Origin of the sequence: Rhodanobacter sp. FW102-FHT14D06 (assembly GCF_043950705.1) — a bacterium.
Lineage (GTDB): Bacteria > Pseudomonadota > Gammaproteobacteria > Xanthomonadales > Rhodanobacteraceae > Rhodanobacter.
On sequence record NZ_CP170722.1, the window covers coordinates 4063333 to 4082611 of the forward strand.

Here is a 19279-nt window from a genome sequence, read left to right on the forward strand (position 1 = left end):
ACGCGCGGCGGCCGTCGGCTCAACTTTCCCGGCGCGCAGCCGCTAACGGGAGCGAACCATCGACGACACGGCGCGACAGAGGGGCAGTCCCCATGGTGGGAAACATGTGGCGGCGCGTGTTTTCGCGACGCAAGGCAAAGGCCAGTCCGCAGCGCGCCAGCAAGGCGCGGTCGCCGGCCCCTGCCGCCGTCCCGTCGCCCGCCGTCGCCCACGCCGCGACGGAAACGCCGTCGCTGGCCTTGATCGACGAGCGCTTCCACCGGCTCGTGCTCGGCCTGCCGCCGCCCCGCCAGGATGACCCGCTGCCGGCCGAAGCGGCCCTGCTGCGGCGACTGGAGCTGCTCGGCGCTCGCTTCGACCTGCGCAGCCTGCCGCGCCTGCCGACCGTGCTGCCGCAACTGCTGCGCACCCTCAAGAGCGACGAGGCTGCAGGCGCCGAACTGGCCAAGCTGGTCGGCCGCGACCCGCTGATGGTGGGCGAGGTCATGCGCGCCACCAGCACCGTGTTCTACCGTTCGGCACAACCGATCAGCAGCCTGCAACAGGCGGTGGTGCTGCTCGGCCAGGACGGCCTGCGCCGGGTGATCACCCTGCACGTGATGAAGCCGATCCTGCAGGGCAACACCGGCAGCATGGGCCACGCGGCAGGCGGGCGCCTGTGGGGCCACGCGGAACGCTGCGCGCATGCCTGCGCGTGGCTGGGGCGCACCACCGGCTGCGATGCGTTCGAGGCCTATCTGGCCGGGATCGTGCGCCATGCCGGTACGGGCGCGGTGGTGCGCCTGCTGGATCAACTGCTGCCCGGGGCGCCGCCACCGCCGTTGTCGGCGGGCTTCGTGCGGCACTGCGCGATGCTGGCCGCGCAACTCTCGCTGCAGGCTGCCCGCCAATGGGGGCTGCCGGCGCGCGTGCTCGGCGCCCTGGCCGAGTGCCAGGGCGAGGTCAGCGCAGCCAGCTCCCCGCTGGGCCGCGCGCTGGCGGTGGCCGACAGTCTGGCCAGCCTGAGCCTGCTGGTGGAAAACGGCGAGTTCCCCGCCGATGCGGACCTGGCGCACAGCTGGCCGGGCGTCATGCCGCCGGCCGTGCTCGCACGCTGCCAGCGCGACCTCGGCCAGCACTTCGCCGCCGGCCTGGCCACGGCCTGATCGGCGACGGCAACGACTCCCGTTTGGTCGAGGAAACGCCTAGACTTGCCGCCACCACCATCGTCCACATCGAGGAGCCGCGCATGAGCAAGGGCATGGATTCGAAGAAGAGCGAAAAGAAGAAGCCGGAGAAAACGCTGAAGGAAAAGCGCGCCGCCAAGCAAGAAAAAAAGAAGGACAAGTAGCTCCGCCGCTCACCAGCCGGCAAGCGGCGAACGCGATGCGGAAAGCATGTTGCATTCCGCGCCGACGCCGCCGTCACCGGCACCCACGCAAAGCATGAAACGTGCGGGCAGGCCCGCTACGTCCCGGCTTGCTCCGCTCGCCAGCACGAACTGCCGTGCGCCGGACTGCTCGCAGGCCGGCGCCTTGGTTGCGTGCGCGGCCGGCGTCGGGCACGCCAGCAAACGGTAATGGCAACGCCCGCTGGCGCTGCGCACGCAGGTGATGTCGGCGATGTCGGCGACAATCCGCGTACGGCTGTAAAGCACGTCGACGCCGTTGACGCTGGCGCGCGTGGCGTGCGACTGGCTGCCGTAGCCCTCCACCCCGGCCAGCGAGAGCACCAGCCAGATCAGCGCGATGAGATAGTGCATGGCCGTCCTCCCGACAAACCGTTGCGAACGCGGCAGTTACATGTTGCGAAACAGGGTCATGAACGGCGCGCTCACGCTGAGCGTTTCCGGCCGCTCGCGCAGGCGCACGATGCCCTTGCCGGTGTCGTCGCGGGTGACGGCGGCGACCGCCTTCATGTTGATCACGGTGCCGCGGTGGATCTGCTTGAACACGGTCGGGTCGAGCACCTCCAGCAGTTCGCGGATCGGCGTGCGCAGCAGCGCCTCGCCCTCGGCGGTGACCACGGTGGTGTACTTGTTGTCCGCGCGGAAATAGGCGACGTCGTCGAGCAGGATCAGCCGCGTCTCCCGCCCCGTGCTGGCGGTGACCCAGCTCAGCGGCGGTTGCTGGCGCGCCGGCCCCAGCCGGCTGCCGATCTGCCGGACCAGGTCGGCCAGCGAGGCAGTGTCGGACCGATCCGCGCCCACGCGCGACTGCACGCGCTCCACGGTGGCGCGCAACCGTTCCGGGACGACCGGCTTGAGCAGATAGTCGATCGCGCCGCGCTCGAAGGCGTCGATGGCGTACTGGTCATACGCGGTGACGAACACCACCTGGGTCGCCGGGCACGCTTCGGCCGCGGCGGTGGCGACTTCGAGGCCGGTGAGGCCGGGCATGCGGATGTCGAGGAAGGCCACTTCGGGCCGATGCTCGACGATCGCCTCCAGCGCGCTGGCGCCGTCCTCGCACTCGGCGACGATGTCCAGCTGCGGCCATGCCGTCTCCAGCGCGGCACGCAGCGACTGGCGCAGCAAGACCTCGTCTTCGGCGATCACACCCTTAGCCATGGGCCTGCTCCTCGCTGTAGTGCTCCGGCACGTTGATGGTGGCGGCGACGCCCTGCGGGAAATTCGCCGCGATGGCCAGGCTGGCCTGGCCGGCATAGATCAGTTTCAGCCGTTCGCGCGCGTTCTTCAGGCCGATGCCCACGCCGCTTTCCTGCGCGCCGAAACCCTTGCCGTCGTCGGCCACGGTCACCGCCACGCGGCCATCCTGCCGGCGCGCGAAGATCCACACCGTGCCGTCGCCGGGCCGCGGCTCCAGGCCGTGCTTGATCGCGTTTTCCACCAGGGTCTGCAGCAGCATCGGCGGCAGCGGCGTGGCCAGCAGTTCGTCCGGCACGTCGATCTGCACGTTCAGGCGTGCGCCCATGCGGATCTTCATGATCGCCAGGTAGGCGCGCGAGCGCTCCAGTTCCTCGCCCAGGCTGGCGAGCGCGCGGTCGGCGCGCGGCAGCGAGTGACGCAGGTACTGGATCAGGTGGCCCAGCATCGCATCCGCCCCGGCCGGGTCGCTGCGCACCAGCACCTGCGCACTGGCCAGCGTGTTGTACAGGAAGTGCGGCTCCACCTGCGCCTGCAGCAGGCTGAGCCTGGCGATCGCCAGCTCCTTCTCGGTCGCCGTCTGCGCCGCCGCCGCCTGCTCGCCGCGGCGGCGGCTGGCCACGCCGAGCGTCACCGCGCGGGCGATCGCCTCGAGATTCTCCAGGTTGACGCCGTCGTCTACCTGCAGCCAGTCGCTCCACGGCGCGCTGCACGGCTCGCAGACCAGGCTGAAGCTGCTGCTGCCTTCGCCACGATTGACCGTGGCCAGGACGCGGTTGCGCTGGCTGACGATCCAGCGCATCGGATTCCAGCGCCCCAGCTGCGCCAGGTCATAGGGGTCGGCGTAGACCGCGGTCGCGCGAATCTGCAGGTGGTTGCGCGTGCGGTCCACCTGCTCCACGCCCGGCAGTTCGCGAATCGCGGCATCCAGCAGTTCGAACGCCTCCTCCGCCTCGAACGGCGCCTCGATCTGCCGCCGTTGCCGGGTGGCCAGCGTCGCCGAGGTCAGCTTGCCCGCGATCATGCGCACCCGCACCAGGTGCGAATGCGCGCGGATCACCACGAACACGATCACCACCAGCCCCAGCAACTGCACCAGGCTGCCCAACCCCGACCAGATCCAGCTCACGGACAACGTCGCCAGCAGCACCAGCAGGTACCAGGCCACGATCAATCGGAGGTAGAAAAACAGGCTTCGAAACACGGCAACCGTCCACGCTGGGGAGACCGCCAACGAGACTAGCGGCCCCGCCGCGGAAAATCGCGCGGCTTGCGACGAAACCGGCCACGAGGCGACGAAACGGGGCGGTGGGCGGACGAAGGCTCTAGGTCCCTACGCGATCCCAGGGACATCTACGCCGGGTTGGAGTGTCGGCAAGGTCGAGCCATGCCGTCAGCTTGCGACAGCGAGCGGCCAAAGGATCGCACTGCTGACGACGTAGATGCCCAAGAGCACAGCGGCAATCCAGCCAATCACGCGGACGAAGCCGGGCGCAGCCGGGTTTGGCTGTCGGTACTTGCCGTGAGGCCCGAACCACAGACACGCACAAAACAATCCCCAAGGAAGAAACACCAGAGGTCCCATCGCGGCAAAACAAAAGATATCAAGCCCCGGCTTGTGCAGCGCGACGATTGCTGCGAGCAAAATTGCCAGCGCACCGACGGCGATCGAAAGAAGGAGCCAACGGTAGCCGGTCAGTTTGCATGCGAGCGATGTGGCAATTCGAGGGGTCATGGTGATTCAAGAGGGGCTGCAATGAGACCGGGAGTTCACGCAAAGAACGGACACCACTATCTAACGACCACCTCTTTACCATCCTCAATAGCTTTAACGACGTGCCAGCTTTTTTTTTCATTTTTCTGGACAAAAAGATCAACCCTGTCCAGTCTCCTACTTCCGTAAACAAAAACTGAAAAATGCGCTTGACTCATAGCTCCCGCGCTAGAAATCCTGTATCTACTTATGTCTGGATAAACGTTCCTGATTATCCCGACTTCAGCACTGACTTCTTGGCTATTTTTAATCCAAATCAACCCAACCCTGTAAGGATCGCTATGGGTGACGTATACCCATCCGGAAAGAAAACCAGCCATAGCCAACATAATTATCCACGGAAATAATCTTTTCATAAATTAAAAATAGTGTGTCAACACAATGCCTCCGGAAGCCTCAAGGTCCCCACCGGCCTCCGGTCTAGAAAATGAAGGGCCGTTCAAACCGCCGCCGCCATATTGGTGAAAATTTCCAGCAGCGTCGACATTGACGCCACCTTCCGCAGACAAATCGACACCTATGCCATTATACGAAGCTCCTGCCTTAGAAAACAAACCTATTGCATTCGAACCTGATTTTGCGCACGGATCAGTTTCCTTATTTTTTGGCTCAGCCTTTGGGTCAAGCGAGAGACCCCCACCTACGCCAACCCCTCCAGAAAATGAAATTGACGATACATGCCAACCTTCACCAGTAATTTCAAAACCTCCACCAACCAAATCAAAAAAGGAACCTGACAGAGCCCACAGGCCATACGGATCAACGCCCGTCAGTGGGTTATTGGCCACATAGGCATACGTATTAACCCCACCCATCAACCCAATCGGATCACTCTCCACATACCGCCCATGCAAACTGTCGTAGTCCCGGAATCCGTTGTGCCATAGCTCCGTCTCGGCATCGTAATACTGCCCCGGAAAGCCCAGGTTGAGCGTCACGCTGGCGATCGTGACGTTCCGCGTGAACGCCAGGTTCTGCGCTCGCCACACGATGTTCTGGCTGGCATCGGTCATCACCTGTGGCCGCCCCACCTGGTCATCGTGGATCGCATAGGCCTGTTGGTTCGCCATACGCCCGATCAACCGCCCGTTGAGCCAGACGTAGTCGATCCACGCGCCGCTGTCGTTTTCCGCCAGCAGACTGCCGCTCTGGTCGGGCGCGAACCAAGTCGTTCCCGCTGTACCCGTTTTGCGTAGTCGCTGCCCTTCGGGGTTCACGTAGTAGGCCATGTCGCCCGCACTGTCCAGCCGATCGAAGGCGTTGTAGTGGTACGTGGCAGCCCCATTGACCGTCGTGGTATTGCCTAGCGCATCGTAGCCGTAGGAGATGCCGCCGGCACTGGCCAGTCGGTTGCTGGTGGTGCTGACCGTGTCGACGGTGCCGCTCTGCATCAGCCGGTTGCCGTTGGCGTCGTACTGGAAGCTCTCGTTGTCGGCGCCGGAGTACACCGACACCAGCCGCGACTGCTCGTCGTAGCCGAAATCCTGGCTCAGCGTGCCATCAAGCGCGTTGTCGATGCCCGTAAGACGATTGGCCACGTCGTAGCTGAAGCCCAAGCTTTCCACCCCCGGCACGCCGATGCCGGTCAGCCGGCCATCGGTGTCGTAGCCCAGCGCGGTGACCAGCCCGTTGCTCGCGGTCCAGCCGGCCATGCCGGCGTCCATGGGACGATAGGTGATGGCAGTGGCCCCGTTGACCGTGGTGCTGCCCATCGTGAGCGTCAGGCCAGAGACTACGCCGTGGCTATAGGCGTAATGGGCCTGGTTGCCGTCCGGGTAGGTCACGGTGCTGACATGGCCCATTGCGTCGTGACCGTAGTCGATTGCATAGGTGGTGCTGCCGAGGGTGAACGACCGGCTGGTGATCCACCCCTCCGGTGTGTAGCCATAACTCGTGCTGCCGGTGGCATCGCTATCCGAGCACAACCGGCCGATGCCATTCGTGCAGCTATCGTAGGTGAAGGTTTGTGTCAGCCCACCGGCGCTGACGCTGACGAGCCGGTTGAGGCTGTCGTAACCATAGGTGGTCGGGACGTTGTTGGCGCGGGTCAGGCTGGTGCGCCGGCCATAGGCGTCGTAGCCATAGGTGGTAGTGCCGGTGTCAGGGCTGGACAGGCCCAACAGTTGGCCCAGACCGTCGTAGTTGTAGGCGGTGACCAAGCCGCGCGGGTCGGTCACGGCGACCACGTGATCCCCTGCGTCGTAGGCGTACTTCGTCACCATCGGGCTGGCCAAGGCAGCTTGGCTCATCAGGAGCCCGCCAAGCAACAAGGCGGCGCACGACAATCGATAACCCTGAGCAGCTTCCATGCGAGACATCCTCCGCCCGGCGAAGCGAGCTTCAGCTCCATCGCGCGGCATAGCCGCCGATGGTCGAACAAGGTGACGGGGCAGCATCAGTTTGACCCCGCCATGGTTGCCGTCAACGTGCAAGTGGAGCTGGACACGTTGGCACCTGCCGCGTTGAAGAAGTCCACGCGCAGCTGATACTGCATCCCCACCACATCAATGCGGTAACTGTAGGTTCCACTGGTGTACTGGCTTATCGGGTTGGTGCCCAGTGCCACTGGCGAACTGGCCGGATTGCTCACGGTACCGCCCGACGTAGAGTCGCCACTTGGCGGGCCTTGCTGGACCCAGGTGAATTGCACCGTGCTCGCCGTAGCAGGCACGGCACCCGAGGCGACCACCACACCGCCATTCCCCACGCCCGGCTTGGTGGTGAACACCTTCCAGGTGTTGCCGCCCGTGATTTCAAAGCCGATTGAAACCGACGCCGACGTCTGCATCGGGATGACGTAGTTCACCGAATACGCTTGCCCGTTGATTGCGATGGGCACGGGGATGGTGACTGTTGTATTTCGTGGCGCGCTCCACGCGCTGCAGCCACCAGCATTGCAAGCCTGGACTTCGTAACCGTAAGTGCCGTCGCCCTGCCCACTGACGTTCCAACTGGTCGCAGCGGAGTTCTGCACGACTGTCCAACTACCGCCATTGACCTGTTCTCGCAAACCGTAGCTGGCTGCCCCGCTCACGGCGCCCCAGCTCACGGCGTAGTTGCCTGTGCTGCTGGTGGCCGGCACGCTGAGCGATGGCGTGGCGGGAAGTGGCGGCAGCGTCACCACCACCGTACCGGTCGCGCTCCATGGACCACAGCCGACGGCGTTGCAAGCCTGCACCGCATAACCGTAGCTCCCGCTACCCTCGCCACTGGCGCTCCAACTGGTCGCAGCCGAGCTCTGCACGGTCGACCAGCTCCCTACATTGAACTGTTGCCGCAGCTGGTAACTGCTGGCGGTACTGACCGTGGTCCAGCTGAGCGCATAGGCTCCGGTGGCGCTGCTGCCCGGCACCGTCAGGATCGGCGCCGCGCCGGGGGCCGTGGGGATGGACACGGTGATTGCCTGCGTGGCGCTCCAGGGACCACAGCCGGTGGCATTGCAGGCCTGGACGCGGTAACCATAGGTTCCGTTCGTCTTCCCGCTGGCGCTCCATCCGTTTGCCGCAGAACGTTGCACGATGGCCCATGACCCTCCGTTGAGCTGCTCCTGCAGCTCATAGTCAGCTGCTCCGCTGACCGTCGTCCAGCTCACCGAGTAATTGCCGTTGGTGCTGCTTGAGGGCAGGCTCAACGAGGGCGCGGTAGCCGGCATCGCCGGGCTTGCACCGCCGGATTCGGTCTTCTGCGTGACGCGGTCGAGCGCATCGTACTGGTACGAAGTGACATGGCCCGCCGCATCGGTCATCGACAATACGTTGCCGTTGCCGTCATAGCTGTAGGTCGTCACTTGGCCGTGATTGCCTTGCACCTGATACGGTCGCGCCAGCGCATCGTAGACGACATGCCGCGAGGAACTCGTCACGCCGCCACGACTCACGACGTCGCTGGTGACATCGTTGTTGGCATCGTAGCCAAAGGTTTCGAGCGCCGTTCCATCCTTGTCGTTGTGCGTGATGCTGGTGACGCGCATCTCGGGATCGCGATTCCACGCCGTGATTTCTCCGTCGGGTGCAGTCAATTGGGACAGCAAGCCGAAGCCGTCGTAAGCGTATGTCCAGGTCGTCGCGACGCCATTCGGGTGCGTAGTCCGGGATGCAACCCGACCGCGCGCATCGTAGACAAAATCGGTGGCATCACCGTTCGCACCCACCACATGCCCCGGTTCGCCCAACCCGTTGTAGTTGCTGTAGGAGGTGGTCTGGCCCAAGCCATTCGCGACCGTCGCCAAGTTGCCCAACGCATCGTATGTGTACGTGGTGCTGTCGCTCCCGTTCGGCGACGGTTGTGTCACGACCCGGGTGTGGACCATCCCGTTGGGATAAAGCGTGTAGGCGTAGCTCGTCGTCAGCGTCTGGCCCGCTACGCCGTTGCCGGACAGATTGGTGACCGCCACCGACGCCAAGCGGTTCTGGGCGTTGTAGGTGTACGCCGTCTTCGACCAGCCTTCGACCGTGACGGTCGACAGTCGATTGAGTTGGGGGTTCGGATCCCACGTGTAGTCCGTGGTGCGCGCGAGCGCGGTGCCGTAAGCCTCAGTCTCCGTCAGCAACTGGCCGTTGGCGGCGTAAGTGTAGGTGTGGACGTTGCCGTTGTTGTCGACGGTCTGCGACGGATTGCCGTTCGCGTCGTAGCTCATGGACTTGATCGTCGAACCGCAATCGGCGACAGCGTCATTGCTGACCGAACTGAGTTCTCCCGAAGGGCCACCATAAACCTTGGTGGTCACATGCCCCAATGGATTGGTCACCGTCGCGGTGGGATGACCGCCGGCGTCGACGCCATAAGCGATTGAAGTGGACTGTGAATTGTCCGCCAGATAAGTGCCATTGGCCCATCCGGCGGTATCACCAGTACTCAGCCTTGTGTAGGAGGTATACGCGTATGGGGCGCCGTTGTAGTCAATTTCGCTCAGCAGATCATTGTTGTTGAGGTATTTGTAGGTTATGTCTGTTTCCGGAGAACCAGGCAGGGCCACGCTGTTCAGCTCCGCGCCATAACCATAGACGTAACTATTTCCATCGGGATCAGTCACGGTCAAGTTTGAAGTCAGGGTTCCAGTGCTCTGCGAAGCAAGGGTGATGTACTGCCCATTCGTATGCGTCACCCGGCCACCGGAGAAGGTCCAGCCGATGCCCGATACGTCCTTCAGCGACTGGATGGCCCCGCTTGCGTCATAAATTTCGGTCAGCGCATGCTCGTCATGCACGGTATACGTGCCATCCGCATTATGCGTAAGAGTTGCAACTCCGTTGCCCCCATTTTCCGTGAATGTCGCGATATCCTGCAGCCCGCCGTAGAAGACCATGGTCAAGCCATCCGGGGTATACACCGTAAACTGCTGGCAAAAGCCCGTATTCGGGTTACCTCCCGTCAATTGACACGAATTGTCCAACCAGTAGCTGAAGCTGTTGGTCCACTGCCGATATCCGGTAGCAGACGAGATGTAGTAGCGTTCGTACCGTAGCCCCATTTCCACGGGCACTGAGAAATCTGTATACGACTCGATTTTTGTTCCTGTTTTTGGAAGGATCGGATCGGCATTTTTGTCGCAAGGATCTTTATTGTCGGCCGGAACGGCCGACACTGTCTGGCTGCGCGTGATGTACGCATTGCCTGTATAGGCATTCCAGTTTCCGGTGGACGGCATCATGACGCCATTCGGAGGCGCTGGCGCAGTTACTGTCACTTCCGGGAGATTGGTGACGCTTTTGGGTACCTGCGCCGTGACGTACGACGTAGGGTAATTAACAACCCCGTTGATCTGCTTGGCCGGCTGACCCTGAGCCTGGGCGCCTGCCGCGCCCGAAAAGCCTGCAAGCAGGCCAGCCAGAATCAGCGGAAGCACGGGGCGCCTCGCCGCAACCGTTCTCGTGGTCCGGGCGCTGATGCCCTCGATGCAGCAGCCCAAGAGGTCGATGCCGCCGATGCGACCGGCAATCAATGCGGAAGGAGAAGATAGCGAAGAGAGACATAAATTTTCTCTCGTCAGACTCTTCCTCGGCGAACGCATTTCCCCATGAAACGAAAGTTCAGTGCTCGATTCCCCGGCACCACAATGATTGATCGACACCGTCCCTGACATCGGCAGCCCCCTCGGTTCGCCAGAATGCGCTCGATGCAACGCGCCCGCTCTGCGCAGTCTCGATCTGGTTCCGTCGCAAGTTCAACAAGCAGGTTCTTGCGACTGCAACCAGCAGACATGCGAGCTACCAATGGCGCGAGTGGAACATGAGCAATCGGGGGCAACCCCACCCATCCGGGTATCAGCGCCAAGCCGCGGCTGGCATGAACAGGGACGCTTGCGCCTTCTGGTCTAAGACGTATTCACGGCTGCGGCCGCCGGCGCGCGAGCCATGCCGCGAGGGCCTGTTCGTAGCGTTCGAGCGCCTCGTCATGCACGTCGTACACGCAGCGCACGCAGCCCTCGCCGCAGCAGTCGGTGGCGTCTGGTTCGGGCGGGCGCTGCGGCATGGGGTCGGCGGGATCGTCGTCTGGCGGTTCGGGTTCGCTGGGGATCATGGCATCACTGCGGACGTGGCGGCGCGGCAGCGGCACCCCTCCGAGGGTGCCGACTGCAACGGCGAAGTCCAAGCCTGCCCCCGCTCGCGCGCTACGCGCAACCCCGCGCGACCGTGATTACTTCGCCGGCTTGCGGAACCGATAGATGAACTGGTCGGTGTGGCCGCGTATCGACTTGTCGAACACCTTGGTGGTGTGCGTGTCGGCCGGATTGCGCAAGGCGTTGCTTTCGCCGTCGAAGACGAAGCCGGCGGCCTCGACCTCGCGCTTGACGACCTCCGGGTCGATGCGGTGCAAGGTGTCGGTGTCGGCCAGGCTGGAGCCGGCGGGGGCCACGTGGTCGATCACCACGAACAGGCCGCCGGGCTTGAGCGCATCGTAGACCTGCTTGTCGAAGCTGGCCATGTCGACCGGGCCCATGAACGGGTCGTGGTAGTCGTGGTAGTTCTGCGAGGTGAATACCAGGTCCACCGGCATCGGCACGCTCAGCTTGGCCGCCGGCTGCTGCAGCACGCTCACGTTGGCGTAGTGCGGCGTGGCCGCCAGCTTCTGCCAGTTGGCCAGGCTCTTGGCGGAGTACTTGCCCATCTCGTCCGGCCAGACGGTATAGACGTGGCCCGTGGGCCCGACGATGGCGCTGAACGCCCGCGTCCAGTAGCCGCTGCCGGGCACCAGTTCGAGCACGTTCTGGCCGGGCTTGACCTCGGCGAAGGTCATGACAAGCGCCAGCTTGCGGCGCGCATCCTCGTGGCGGTCCGCCGCGCGCGCCGGATCGTCGACGCCTTTCTGCACGGCAGCGGTGATCGCGCCGCTGTGCAGGTCGGCAACCTGGGCGGTCGCCACGGCGGGGAGCGGGAGGGTCAGCAGGAGGGCAAGCATGGCGTGGCGCATGGCGTACTCCATCGGCAGGCGGGGCTCCCGATTGTGCTCCGCTTTGATCGTGATGACACTGTGTCGACAGGCACAGGCATGCGATGGTGCTTGCGGTAACGTGCACGGGTTGCGGTTCCACCGCCGCGGGATGGCCACGCAAACCCACCGCCTCACGGGAGGTTCCATGCGCTGTACCAGCATTCTGTTCGCCGCCGCCTGTGCCGCGATCGCCGGCCTGCCCGGCTCCGGCCATGCGCAATCGCCGGCGCACTGGCAGGCCAGGCAACTCAAGGCGTCGCAGGAATCCGAGGCGATCATGCGCGACGCCGACAAGCGCAATGGCCTGCTGGCCCAGTTCCAGGTGATGCGCTACGCCTCCGTCGGCAACAACGACCCTGCTTTCCAGGTCATTTTCAGCCAGTACCTGAGCTGGTATCAGACCTTCATCGGCGATTACCCGGACGCGGCGACCAGCTTCTCGATCAGGCAGGGAGCGTTGCCCGACGACCGCCCCTTGCCACTGGACGACGGGGTCCACCACGCCGAGTCTGCCCTGACGGCGATCGCGCGGCTGGCGAAAGGGCGCCGGGCGGTGTTCTTCAACGAGGCGCACAACATCCCGCTCACCCGCAGCCTGACGGTGCAGATGCTGGCGCGACTGCGCGCCGAGGGTTACGACTATTTCGCGGCCGAGACGGTCTACCAGACCGACAAGGGGCTGCAGGCGCGCGGATACCCGACCAAGGACAGCGGCTTCTACACGCAGGAACCGGTCTGCGCGGAAATGGTGCGCACCGCGTTGCGGCTCGGCTACAAGGTGGTCGGCTACGAGGCGCTGTCCGATGCCTCCGGCGACGCACGCGAAGCGGAGCAGGCGCGCAACCTGTACCGACAGGTGTTCAAGGACCATCCCGACGCGCGCGTGGTGGTCAACGCCGGCTACGCGCACATCCAGGAATCCGGCGCCTACCTGGGCGGTGCCTCGATGGCCCAGCACCTGCGGCGGCTGATCGACATCGACCCGCTCACCGTCGAGCAGACCATGCTGTACGACCACCCCGATGTCGGCGGCAATCATCCGTACTACGAGCCGGTCATGAAGAAGTTGCAACCGACCGGCCCCATCGTGTTCGTGGACGACGCCGGCAAACCGTGGTCGTTGCGGCCGGGCTACGACGTCAGCGTGTGGTTTGCGCCGATATCCATGCGCCGCGGCCGCCCGACCTGGCTCAGCCTGGGCGGCGAACGCAAGCCGTATTACGTGGATGGCGAACGCTGCAACCAGCATTTTCCCTGCATGGTGGAGGCGCGTTACGCCAGCGAAGGCAACGACGCCATCCCGGCCGATCGCGTGGTGCTCGATCCGGTGCCGCTCAACGCCGTGCCAAGCGACCGCGTGCGCAGCGGCGGCGCGGCGCCCGCCAGCGAGCTCTACCTGCGGCCCGGCAAGTACCGCGTGGTCTACAGCGGCGAGAACAACGCCACGCTGTTTTCGCAGAACGTCACGATCAGGGACCGCAACCCGCGGCCACCGCCCTCCCAGCCCCCGGCAGCCACTGCCGGGCCCGTGTCCACGCCGGTTCGCGGCGATGTGGCGCAACCCTCCGTCGACCAGGGGAACTGATTCCATGACCCACCACAGAATGCGCGTACTGCTTGCCACGGCGTGCGCGCTTGCGACCTTCGCCGCCATCGGAGCGGAACCCGCCGCCCCATCGCAAGCCGGCCTGCTCGGCTTCACGCCCGCGCACGCCACCACCCAACTCGACCTGGAACGACGTTTCGACGCCCAGCTCGACCCGGCCGAGCTGCGCGACTGGTTGAAGCAGATGGCATCGGCGCCGAACCAGGTCGGCTCGCCGCACGACAAGGCGAATGCCGAGTTCATGCTGGAGCAGTTCCGCGCCTGGGGCTGGGATGCGCACATCGAGACGTTCGAGGTGTTGTATCCAACGCCGAAGAAAGTCGCGCTGGAACTGCTCGGGCCGCAGCCGTTCACCGCCACCCTGCACGAGCCGCCGGTCGCCGGCGATGCCACTTCGGCGCTGCCCGGCGCGCTGCCGCCATACAACGTCTACGGCGGCGACGGCGATGTCACCGCACCACTGGTCTACGCCAACTACGGCATGCCGGACGACTACAAGGAGCTGGCCCGCCGCGGCATCGACGTGCGCGGCAAGATCGTGATTACCCGCTACGGCGGCGGCTGGCGCGGGCTCAAGCCGAAGCTGGCGCAGGAGCATGGCGCGGTCGGCTGCCTGATCTATTCCGACCCGCACGATGACGGCTACGCCCAGGGCGACACCTGGCCCGAAGGCGGCTGGCGCCCGCCCGAAGGCGTGCAGCGCGGCTCGGTCGCCGACATGCAGCAATATCCCGGCGATCCGCTGACCCCCGGCATCGGCTCCACGCCAGGCGCCAAGCGGCTGGCGATCAAGGACGCGAAGACCCTGCTGAAGATTCCGGTGCTGCCGATCTCCTACGCCGACGCCACGCCGCTGCTGAAGTCGCTGGGCGGCCCGGTGGCGCCTGCAGCCTGGCGCGGCGCACTGCCGCTGACCTACCACGTGGGCCCGAGCACGGCCAAGGCGCACCTGACCGTGCTGTCGGACTGGAACCGCAAGCCGATCTACGACGTGATCGCGAAGATCGAGGGCGCCCGCGCGCCGGACCAGTGGATCATCCGCGGCAACCACCACGACGGCTGGGTGTTCGGCGCATGGGACCCGCTGGCCGGCAACGTGGCCCTGATGGCCGAGGCCAAGGCCATCGGCGGCCTGCTCAAGCAGGGTTGGCGGCCGCAGCGCACCCTGGTCTACGCCAGCTGGGACGGCGAGGAACCGGGCCTGCTCGGTTCCACCGAATGGGCCGAGGCGCACGCGAAGGAGCTGCAGGCCAAGGCCGTGCTCTACATCAACTCGGATACCAACGGCCGCGGTTTCCTCGGCGCCGGCGGCAGCCATTCGCTGCAGCACTTGGTCAACCAGGTCGCCGACGGCGTGACCGATCCGGAAACCCGCGTGAGCGTGGGCAAGCGCTGGCGGGCGCACCTGATGATCGAAGGCAGCGATCCCAAGGCGAAACCCGAAGCCAAGGCCAATGCCAAGGCGGCAGCCAGCGGCGGCGATTTGCCGATCGAGGCACTGGGCTCCGGCTCAGATTACAGCCCGTTCCTGGAACATCTCGGCATCGCCTCGCTCGACCTGGGCTTCGGCGGCGAGGACGACAATGCCGGCATCTATCACTCGCGCTACGACTCGTTCGACCACTACGCCCGCTTTGGCGATCCCACCTTCGAGTACGGCGTGGCGCTGGCCAAGGTGGCCGGCCACATCGTGTTGCGCAGCGCCGATGCCGATGTGCTGCCGCTGCGCTTCGGCGATTTCAGCCAGACCCTGGGCCGCTACATCGGCGAACTGCACAAGCTGATCGAGAAGACGCGCAAGGCAACGGCGCAACAGCACCAGTTGCTCGACGCGCATGCCTACGCGCTGGACAGCGACCCGACCCGGCCGCTGCTGCCGCCGGCGCGCGACTCCGATGTGCCGGCGATCGAGCTGGCCCCGCTGGACCGCGCCGCCAGCCAGCTGGAGCAGAGCGCAAAGGCTTTCCAGGCCGCCTACGCGCGGCAGGCCGCCGACGGCTTTGCCCTGCCCGCCGCGCGGCTGCGCCAGATCAACCGGCAGATGGGCCGGATGGAACAGGCGCTGACCGATGCCGACGGCCTGCCCGGCCGGCCGTGGTTCCGGCACTTCATCTACGCGCCAGGCATGCTCACCGGCTACGGCGTCAAGACGGTTCCCGGCGTGCGTGAGGCGATCGAGGCACGGCGCTGGGACGAGGCGAACCGCTATGCAACGATCACTGCGCAGGTGCTTGACCACTACCGCGCCCAACTCGACCAGCTGACCCGTTTGCTGACCCCGTCGAGCTGACCGGCGCAAACCACGGCGAATCCACGGATGGATCGCCCGCCGGCCGTCACCCGTACGGCCGCTCGCCGGAGCCAGGACGATGATGCTGAGCCGCACCCTTCCATCGAGCATCCGCAAGCTGGACCCCGGCGCGTTCGCGCTGGTGATGGCCACCGGCATCGTCTCCATCGATGCCGGCCAGCACGGCATGCCCGTGCTGGCGCGTGCGCTGTTCGTGCTGAACGCGGTGGCCTTCGTGCTGCTGCTGGCGCTGAACGCGCTGCGTCTCGTGCATGCCAGGCGCGAGGTGCTGGACGACTTCATCAACCCGGCGCGGGGCGCGGGCTTTCTCACCTTCGTCGCTGCCAGCGGTGTGCTGGCCAGCCAGTGTGTGCTGGTGGTTCCGCTGCCGCATTGGGCCGTCGCGTTGACCGTGCTCGGCGCGGTCGGCTGGGGCTGCCTGTCGTACCTGCTGCTGCTCGCCGTGATCACCGGCCAGCGCAAGCCCGGCTTCCGGCGCAGCATCAATGGCGGCTGGCTGGTGGCGGTGGTGTCGACGCAGGCGCTGGCGGTGGCGATCACCTTGCTGGTGGCGCACGACCATGCGACGCCCGCGCTCGGCTGGCTGTTCGCCGCGCTGTGCCTGTACCTGGTCGGTGCGGCGCTGTACCTGATCCTGATCACGCTGATCTTCTACCGCCTGCTGTTCCTGCCGCTGCCGGCCAGCGGCTTCACGCCGCCGTACTGGATCAACATGGGCGCGCTGGCGATCACCACGCTGGCCGGCAGCCTGCTGGTGCTGCATGCGCCGGCGCAACCGTCGCTCGGTGCGCTGGTGCCCTTCGTCAAGGGCTTCACCCTGTTCTTCTGGGCCAGCGCCACCTGGTGGATTCCGCTGCTGGCGATCCTCGAGCTGTGGCGCCACGGCATGCGCCACGTGCGCCTGCGCTACGCGGTGGACGACTGGGACATCGTGTTTCCGCTGGGCATGTACACGGTCGGCACGAACGCGCTGGCACAGGCACTCGACCTGGATCTGCTGCAGCCGGTGTCCGACCTCGGCGTCTACATCAGCCTGCTGGCCTGGTTGCTGGTGGCGGCCGGTGCACTGCGGCACTGGCGGCGCGCCTTCGTGCGGGGCTGAGGCGCACGATGCGCGCCTTCACCGGCGGCTTTCGGCGTGCCGCACCTGGCCGTCGCCGCGCAGCACGAAGCGTTCGATGGTCAGCGCCTCGGCGCCCATCGGCCCGTAGGCGTGCAGGCGCGTGGTGGAGATGCCGATCTCGGCGCCCAGGCCCAGCTCGCCGCCGTCGCTGAAACGGGAGGAGGCGTTGACCATCACCACGGCGGAACAGATCGCCTGCACGAAGCGTTGCGCGGCGGTTTCTTCGGCGGTGGCGATGACTTCGGTGTGGTCGGAGCCGTGGCGACGGATGTGCGCGATGGCGGTGTCGAGGTCGTCGACCACGCGCACGGCGAGGATCAGGTCGAGGAACTCGGCGGCGTAGTCGTCGTCGGTCGCCGCGCGCATGTCGGGCACCAGGGCGCGGCTGCGCTCGTCGCCGCGCAGCTCGACGCCGCGCTCGCGCAAGGCAGCCACCGCGCGCGGCAGGAAGGCGGCGGCGACGTCGCGATGCACCAGCAACGTCTCCAGCGCGTTGCACACGCCGGGGCGCGAGGTCTTGCCGTCGAGCAGCAGGTCCAACGCCAGGTCGAGGTCGGCGGCGCAATCCACGTACAGGTGACAGACGCCCTTGTAGTGCTTGATCACCGGCACGCGCGCGTGTTCGGCAACGAAGCGGATCAGGCCTTCGCCGCCGCGCGGAATCACAAGGTCGACGATGTCGACCAGCTGCAGCAGTTCGACCATCGTCTCGCGGCGCAGGTCGTCGACCAGGGTCACGGCGGCGGTCGGCACGCCGTGCGCCTCCAGTGCCGACTTCAGCGCCGCGGCGATCGCGGTGTTGGAATGGATCGCCTCGGAACCACCGCGCAGGATCACCGCGTTGCCGGCCATCAGGCACAGCGCGGCGGCGTCGGCGGTGACGTTCGGGCGCGCCTCGTAGATCATCGCGATCACGCCGAGCGGGATACGCACGCGCTCCACCGACAGCCCGTTCGGCCGTGTCTCGCGGCGGGTCGTCACGCCGACCGGATCGGGCAGTTCGGCGACCTCGCGCAGCGCGTTGGCGATGCCGGCCACGCGTGCCTGGTCCAGCCGCAGGCGGTCGAGCATGGCGCCCTGCACACCTTTCGCCGCGGCCTGTTGCACGTCTTCGGCGTTCGCTGCCAGCACCGCGGTGGACTGCGCTTCCAGCGCCGCGGCCATGTCGCGAAGCAACGCGCGCTTCGTCCCCGTGTCGAGCGCCGCGACTACCTGCGCCGCGTTGCGGCAGGCGAGTGCCTGTTCGCGGATCGTGCTCATGTGCTGATCTCCTGCCCGGACGCGACCGGGCGATGCATGCCGACGAGGTCGTCGCGATGCACCACCTCGTCGCCGTAGCTGTAGCCGAGCACGCCGTCGATCTCGCGGCTGTGCCGGCCGGCCAGACGGCGCACTTCGGCGGCGCCGTACTGGCTGAGTCCGCGCGCGACGGCGGCACCGTCCGCGTCGACGATCTCCACCAGGTCGCCGCGGTGGAACTCGCCGTCGGCGCCAAGCACGCCACCCGGCAGCAGCGAGACGCGCCCGCCGGCCAGCGCCTTCACCGCACCGGCGTCGATACGGATGCGGCCCGGTGCCGCGGGTGCGTGGCGCAGCCAGTACTTGCGCGCCTGCAGCCGCGTGGAAGCCGCGGCGATCAGCGTGCCGCGCAACTGCCCGCGCTGCAGTGCCTGCACGGTGGCCGCCTCGCGCCCGCTGAACAAGGCCGTGGGGATGCCGGCGGCGGCAGCTTTCGCTGCCGCCTGCAGCTTGGTGCGCATGCCGCCGGTGCCGGCCGCGCTGCCGCTGTCACCGGCCATCGCGACGATGTCGGGGGTCAGCGCGGCCACCTGCGCGATCGGCACGGCCGCGGGATCGCGCCGCGGGTCGGCGCTGTACAGCGCATCGACGTCGGAGGCGATCAGCAGCAGGTCGGCGTCGACCAGCGCGGCCACGATCGCGGCGAGATTGTCGTTGTCGCCGAGCTTCAGTTCGTCCACCGACACGGTGTCGTTCTCGTTGACCACCGGCAACACGCCGAACTGCAGCAGCTCGCGCAGGGTGGCGCGCGCGTTGAGGTAACGACGGCGGTTGCGCAGGTCGTCGTGGGTCAGCAGCACCTGCGCCACCGGCCGCGCGGACAGCGATTGCCATAGTGCGACCATCGGCGCCTGCCCCAGCGCGGCCAGCGCCTGCCGCGCGGCGAGGTCGCCACTGTCGCGCGTATGCTGGCGCAGCAGCGCACGCCCCGCCGCCACCGCGCCGGAAGACACCAGTACCACTTCTCGGCCTTCGGCATGGCTGGCGGCGATGAAGGCAGCCAGCGCCTCGGCATAACGTGACGTGAGGCCGCCGCCGTCGGCGGCGAGCAGGTTGCTGCCCACCTTGAGCACGGCACGACGCCAGCTGGGCAACACCTGTTCGGGCAAAACGTCGCGCACTTTCTTCGTGTCGATCATCGCCATGCCCTG

At 66.1% G+C, this 19279-nt stretch carries 14 protein-coding genes; 4 read left to right on the plus strand and 10 right to left on the minus strand.

The genetic code is table 11. The features are described 5' to 3' along the window. The first annotated feature begins 116 nt into the window (after nt 1–116). Nucleotides 117–1145: an HDOD domain-containing protein gene (locus tag ACFCQI_RS18495; RefSeq protein ID WP_395119120.1), complete on the plus strand. Its 1029-nt coding sequence runs from the start codon at nt 117–119 to the stop codon at nt 1143–1145. Between the two features lie 194 nt (nt 1146–1339). Here the strand turns inward: ACFCQI_RS18495 and ACFCQI_RS18500 are convergent, their stop codons facing one another. From ACFCQI_RS18500 to ACFCQI_RS18535, 8 genes are all read right to left on the minus strand, one after another. Continuing rightward, nucleotides 1340–1741 carry a hypothetical protein gene (locus ACFCQI_RS18500; RefSeq protein ID WP_395119122.1) on the minus strand — a complete coding sequence of 134 codons (402 nt, stop codon included), beginning with the start codon at nt 1739–1741 and terminating at the stop codon, nt 1340–1342. Between the two features lie 36 nt (nt 1742–1777). Beyond that, nucleotides 1778–2548, minus strand: coding sequence for a LytR/AlgR family response regulator transcription factor (locus tag ACFCQI_RS18505; RefSeq protein ID WP_395119124.1), 771 nt, complete (start codon nt 2546–2548; stop codon nt 1778–1780). Then, nucleotides 2541–3788 (minus strand): sensor histidine kinase, encoded by a 1248-nt coding sequence (locus tag ACFCQI_RS18510; RefSeq protein ID WP_395119126.1) that lies wholly within the window; start codon nt 3786–3788, stop codon nt 2541–2543. The genes ACFCQI_RS18505 and ACFCQI_RS18510 overlap by 8 nt, the downstream gene beginning before the upstream one ends. 189 nt (nt 3789–3977) lie before the next feature. Beyond that, nucleotides 3978–4319: a hypothetical protein gene (locus ACFCQI_RS18515; protein WP_395119128.1), complete on the minus strand. Its 342-nt coding sequence runs from the start codon at nt 4317–4319 to the stop codon at nt 3978–3980. 398 nt (nt 4320–4717) lie between these two features. Beyond that, on the minus strand, nt 4718–6667 hold the full coding sequence (locus ACFCQI_RS18520) for an RHS repeat-associated core domain-containing protein (RefSeq protein ID WP_395119130.1): 1950 nt from the start codon (nt 6665–6667) through the stop codon (nt 4718–4720). An 86-nt stretch (nt 6668–6753) separates the two neighbouring features. Further along, nucleotides 6754–10203 carry a hypothetical protein gene (locus tag ACFCQI_RS18525; protein WP_395119132.1) on the minus strand — a complete coding sequence of 1150 codons (3450 nt, stop codon included), beginning with the start codon at nt 10201–10203 and terminating at the stop codon, nt 6754–6756. Nucleotides 10204–10682: 479 nt separating this feature from the next. After that, nucleotides 10683–10877, minus strand: a complete 195-nt coding sequence (locus ACFCQI_RS18530; protein ID WP_395119134.1) for an oxidoreductase-like domain-containing protein — start codon at nt 10875–10877, stop codon at nt 10683–10685. Between the two features lie 117 nt (nt 10878–10994). After that, nucleotides 10995–11768, minus strand: a complete 774-nt coding sequence (locus ACFCQI_RS18535) for a class I SAM-dependent methyltransferase (protein WP_395119136.1) — start codon at nt 11766–11768, stop codon at nt 10995–10997. A 166-nt stretch (nt 11769–11934) separates the two neighbouring features. Between ACFCQI_RS18535 and ACFCQI_RS18540 the strand changes: the two genes are divergently transcribed. The 3 genes from ACFCQI_RS18540 to ACFCQI_RS18550 all read left to right on the plus strand — a co-directional run bounded on the left by ACFCQI_RS18540 (nt 11935) and on the right by ACFCQI_RS18550 (nt 16808). Continuing rightward, nucleotides 11935–13374, plus strand: a complete 1440-nt coding sequence (locus ACFCQI_RS18540) for a hypothetical protein (protein ID WP_395119138.1) — start codon at nt 11935–11937, stop codon at nt 13372–13374. Nucleotides 13375–13378: 4 nt separating this feature from the next. Continuing rightward, complete coding sequence (locus ACFCQI_RS18545; RefSeq protein ID WP_395119140.1) at nt 13379–15685, plus strand: transferrin receptor-like dimerization domain-containing protein; 2307 nt, start codon at nt 13379–13381, stop codon at nt 15683–15685. 79 nt (nt 15686–15764) lie between these two features. Further along, nucleotides 15765–16808 (plus strand): tellurite resistance/C4-dicarboxylate transporter family protein, encoded by a 1044-nt coding sequence (locus ACFCQI_RS18550; protein ID WP_395119142.1) that lies wholly within the window; start codon nt 15765–15767, stop codon nt 16806–16808. Between the two features lie 18 nt (nt 16809–16826). Here ACFCQI_RS18550 and ACFCQI_RS18555 read toward each other — a convergent pair whose 3' ends face one another. Both ACFCQI_RS18555 and proB read right to left on the minus strand, forming a co-directional pair. After that, nucleotides 16827–18089 carry a glutamate-5-semialdehyde dehydrogenase gene (locus ACFCQI_RS18555; protein ID WP_395119144.1) on the minus strand — a complete coding sequence of 421 codons (1263 nt, stop codon included), beginning with the start codon at nt 18087–18089 and terminating at the stop codon, nt 16827–16829. Beyond that, nucleotides 18086–19273 carry a glutamate 5-kinase gene (proB, locus tag ACFCQI_RS18560; protein ID WP_395119146.1) on the minus strand — a complete coding sequence of 396 codons (1188 nt, stop codon included), beginning with the start codon at nt 19271–19273 and terminating at the stop codon, nt 18086–18088. Before proB ends, ACFCQI_RS18555 begins: the two co-directional genes overlap by 4 nt. Nucleotides 19274–19279: the final 6 nt, after the last annotated feature.

Excerpts from the sequence above, each read along its gene's own strand:
- ACFCQI_RS18500 (WP_395119122.1), bottom strand. The coding sequence starts at position 1,741 with ATGCACTATCTCATCGCGCTGATCTGGCTGGTGCTCTCGCTGGCCGGG.
- ACFCQI_RS18505 (WP_395119124.1), bottom strand. The coding sequence starts at position 2,548 with ATGGCTAAGGGTGTGATCGCCGAAGACGAGGTCTTGCTGCGCCAGTCG.
- ACFCQI_RS18515 (WP_395119128.1), bottom strand. The coding sequence starts at position 4,319 with ATGACCCCTCGAATTGCCACATCGCTCGCATGCAAACTGACCGGCTAC.
- ACFCQI_RS18520 (WP_395119130.1), bottom strand. The coding sequence starts at position 6,667 with ATGGAAGCTGCTCAGGGTTATCGATTGTCGTGCGCCGCCTTGTTGCTT.
- ACFCQI_RS18530 (WP_395119134.1), bottom strand. The coding sequence starts at position 10,877 with ATGATCCCCAGCGAACCCGAACCGCCAGACGACGATCCCGCCGACCCC.
- ACFCQI_RS18535 (WP_395119136.1), bottom strand. The coding sequence starts at position 11,768 with ATGCGCCACGCCATGCTTGCCCTCCTGCTGACCCTCCCGCTCCCCGCC.
- ACFCQI_RS18540 (WP_395119138.1), top strand. The coding sequence starts at position 11,935 with ATGCGCTGTACCAGCATTCTGTTCGCCGCCGCCTGTGCCGCGATCGCC.
- ACFCQI_RS18545 (WP_395119140.1), top strand. The coding sequence starts at position 13,379 with ATGACCCACCACAGAATGCGCGTACTGCTTGCCACGGCGTGCGCGCTT.
- ACFCQI_RS18550 (WP_395119142.1), top strand. The coding sequence starts at position 15,765 with ATGATGCTGAGCCGCACCCTTCCATCGAGCATCCGCAAGCTGGACCCC.
- ACFCQI_RS18555 (WP_395119144.1), bottom strand. The coding sequence starts at position 18,089 with ATGAGCACGATCCGCGAACAGGCACTCGCCTGCCGCAACGCGGCGCAG.
- proB (WP_395119146.1), bottom strand. The coding sequence starts at position 19,273 with ATGGCGATGATCGACACGAAGAAAGTGCGCGACGTTTTGCCCGAACAG.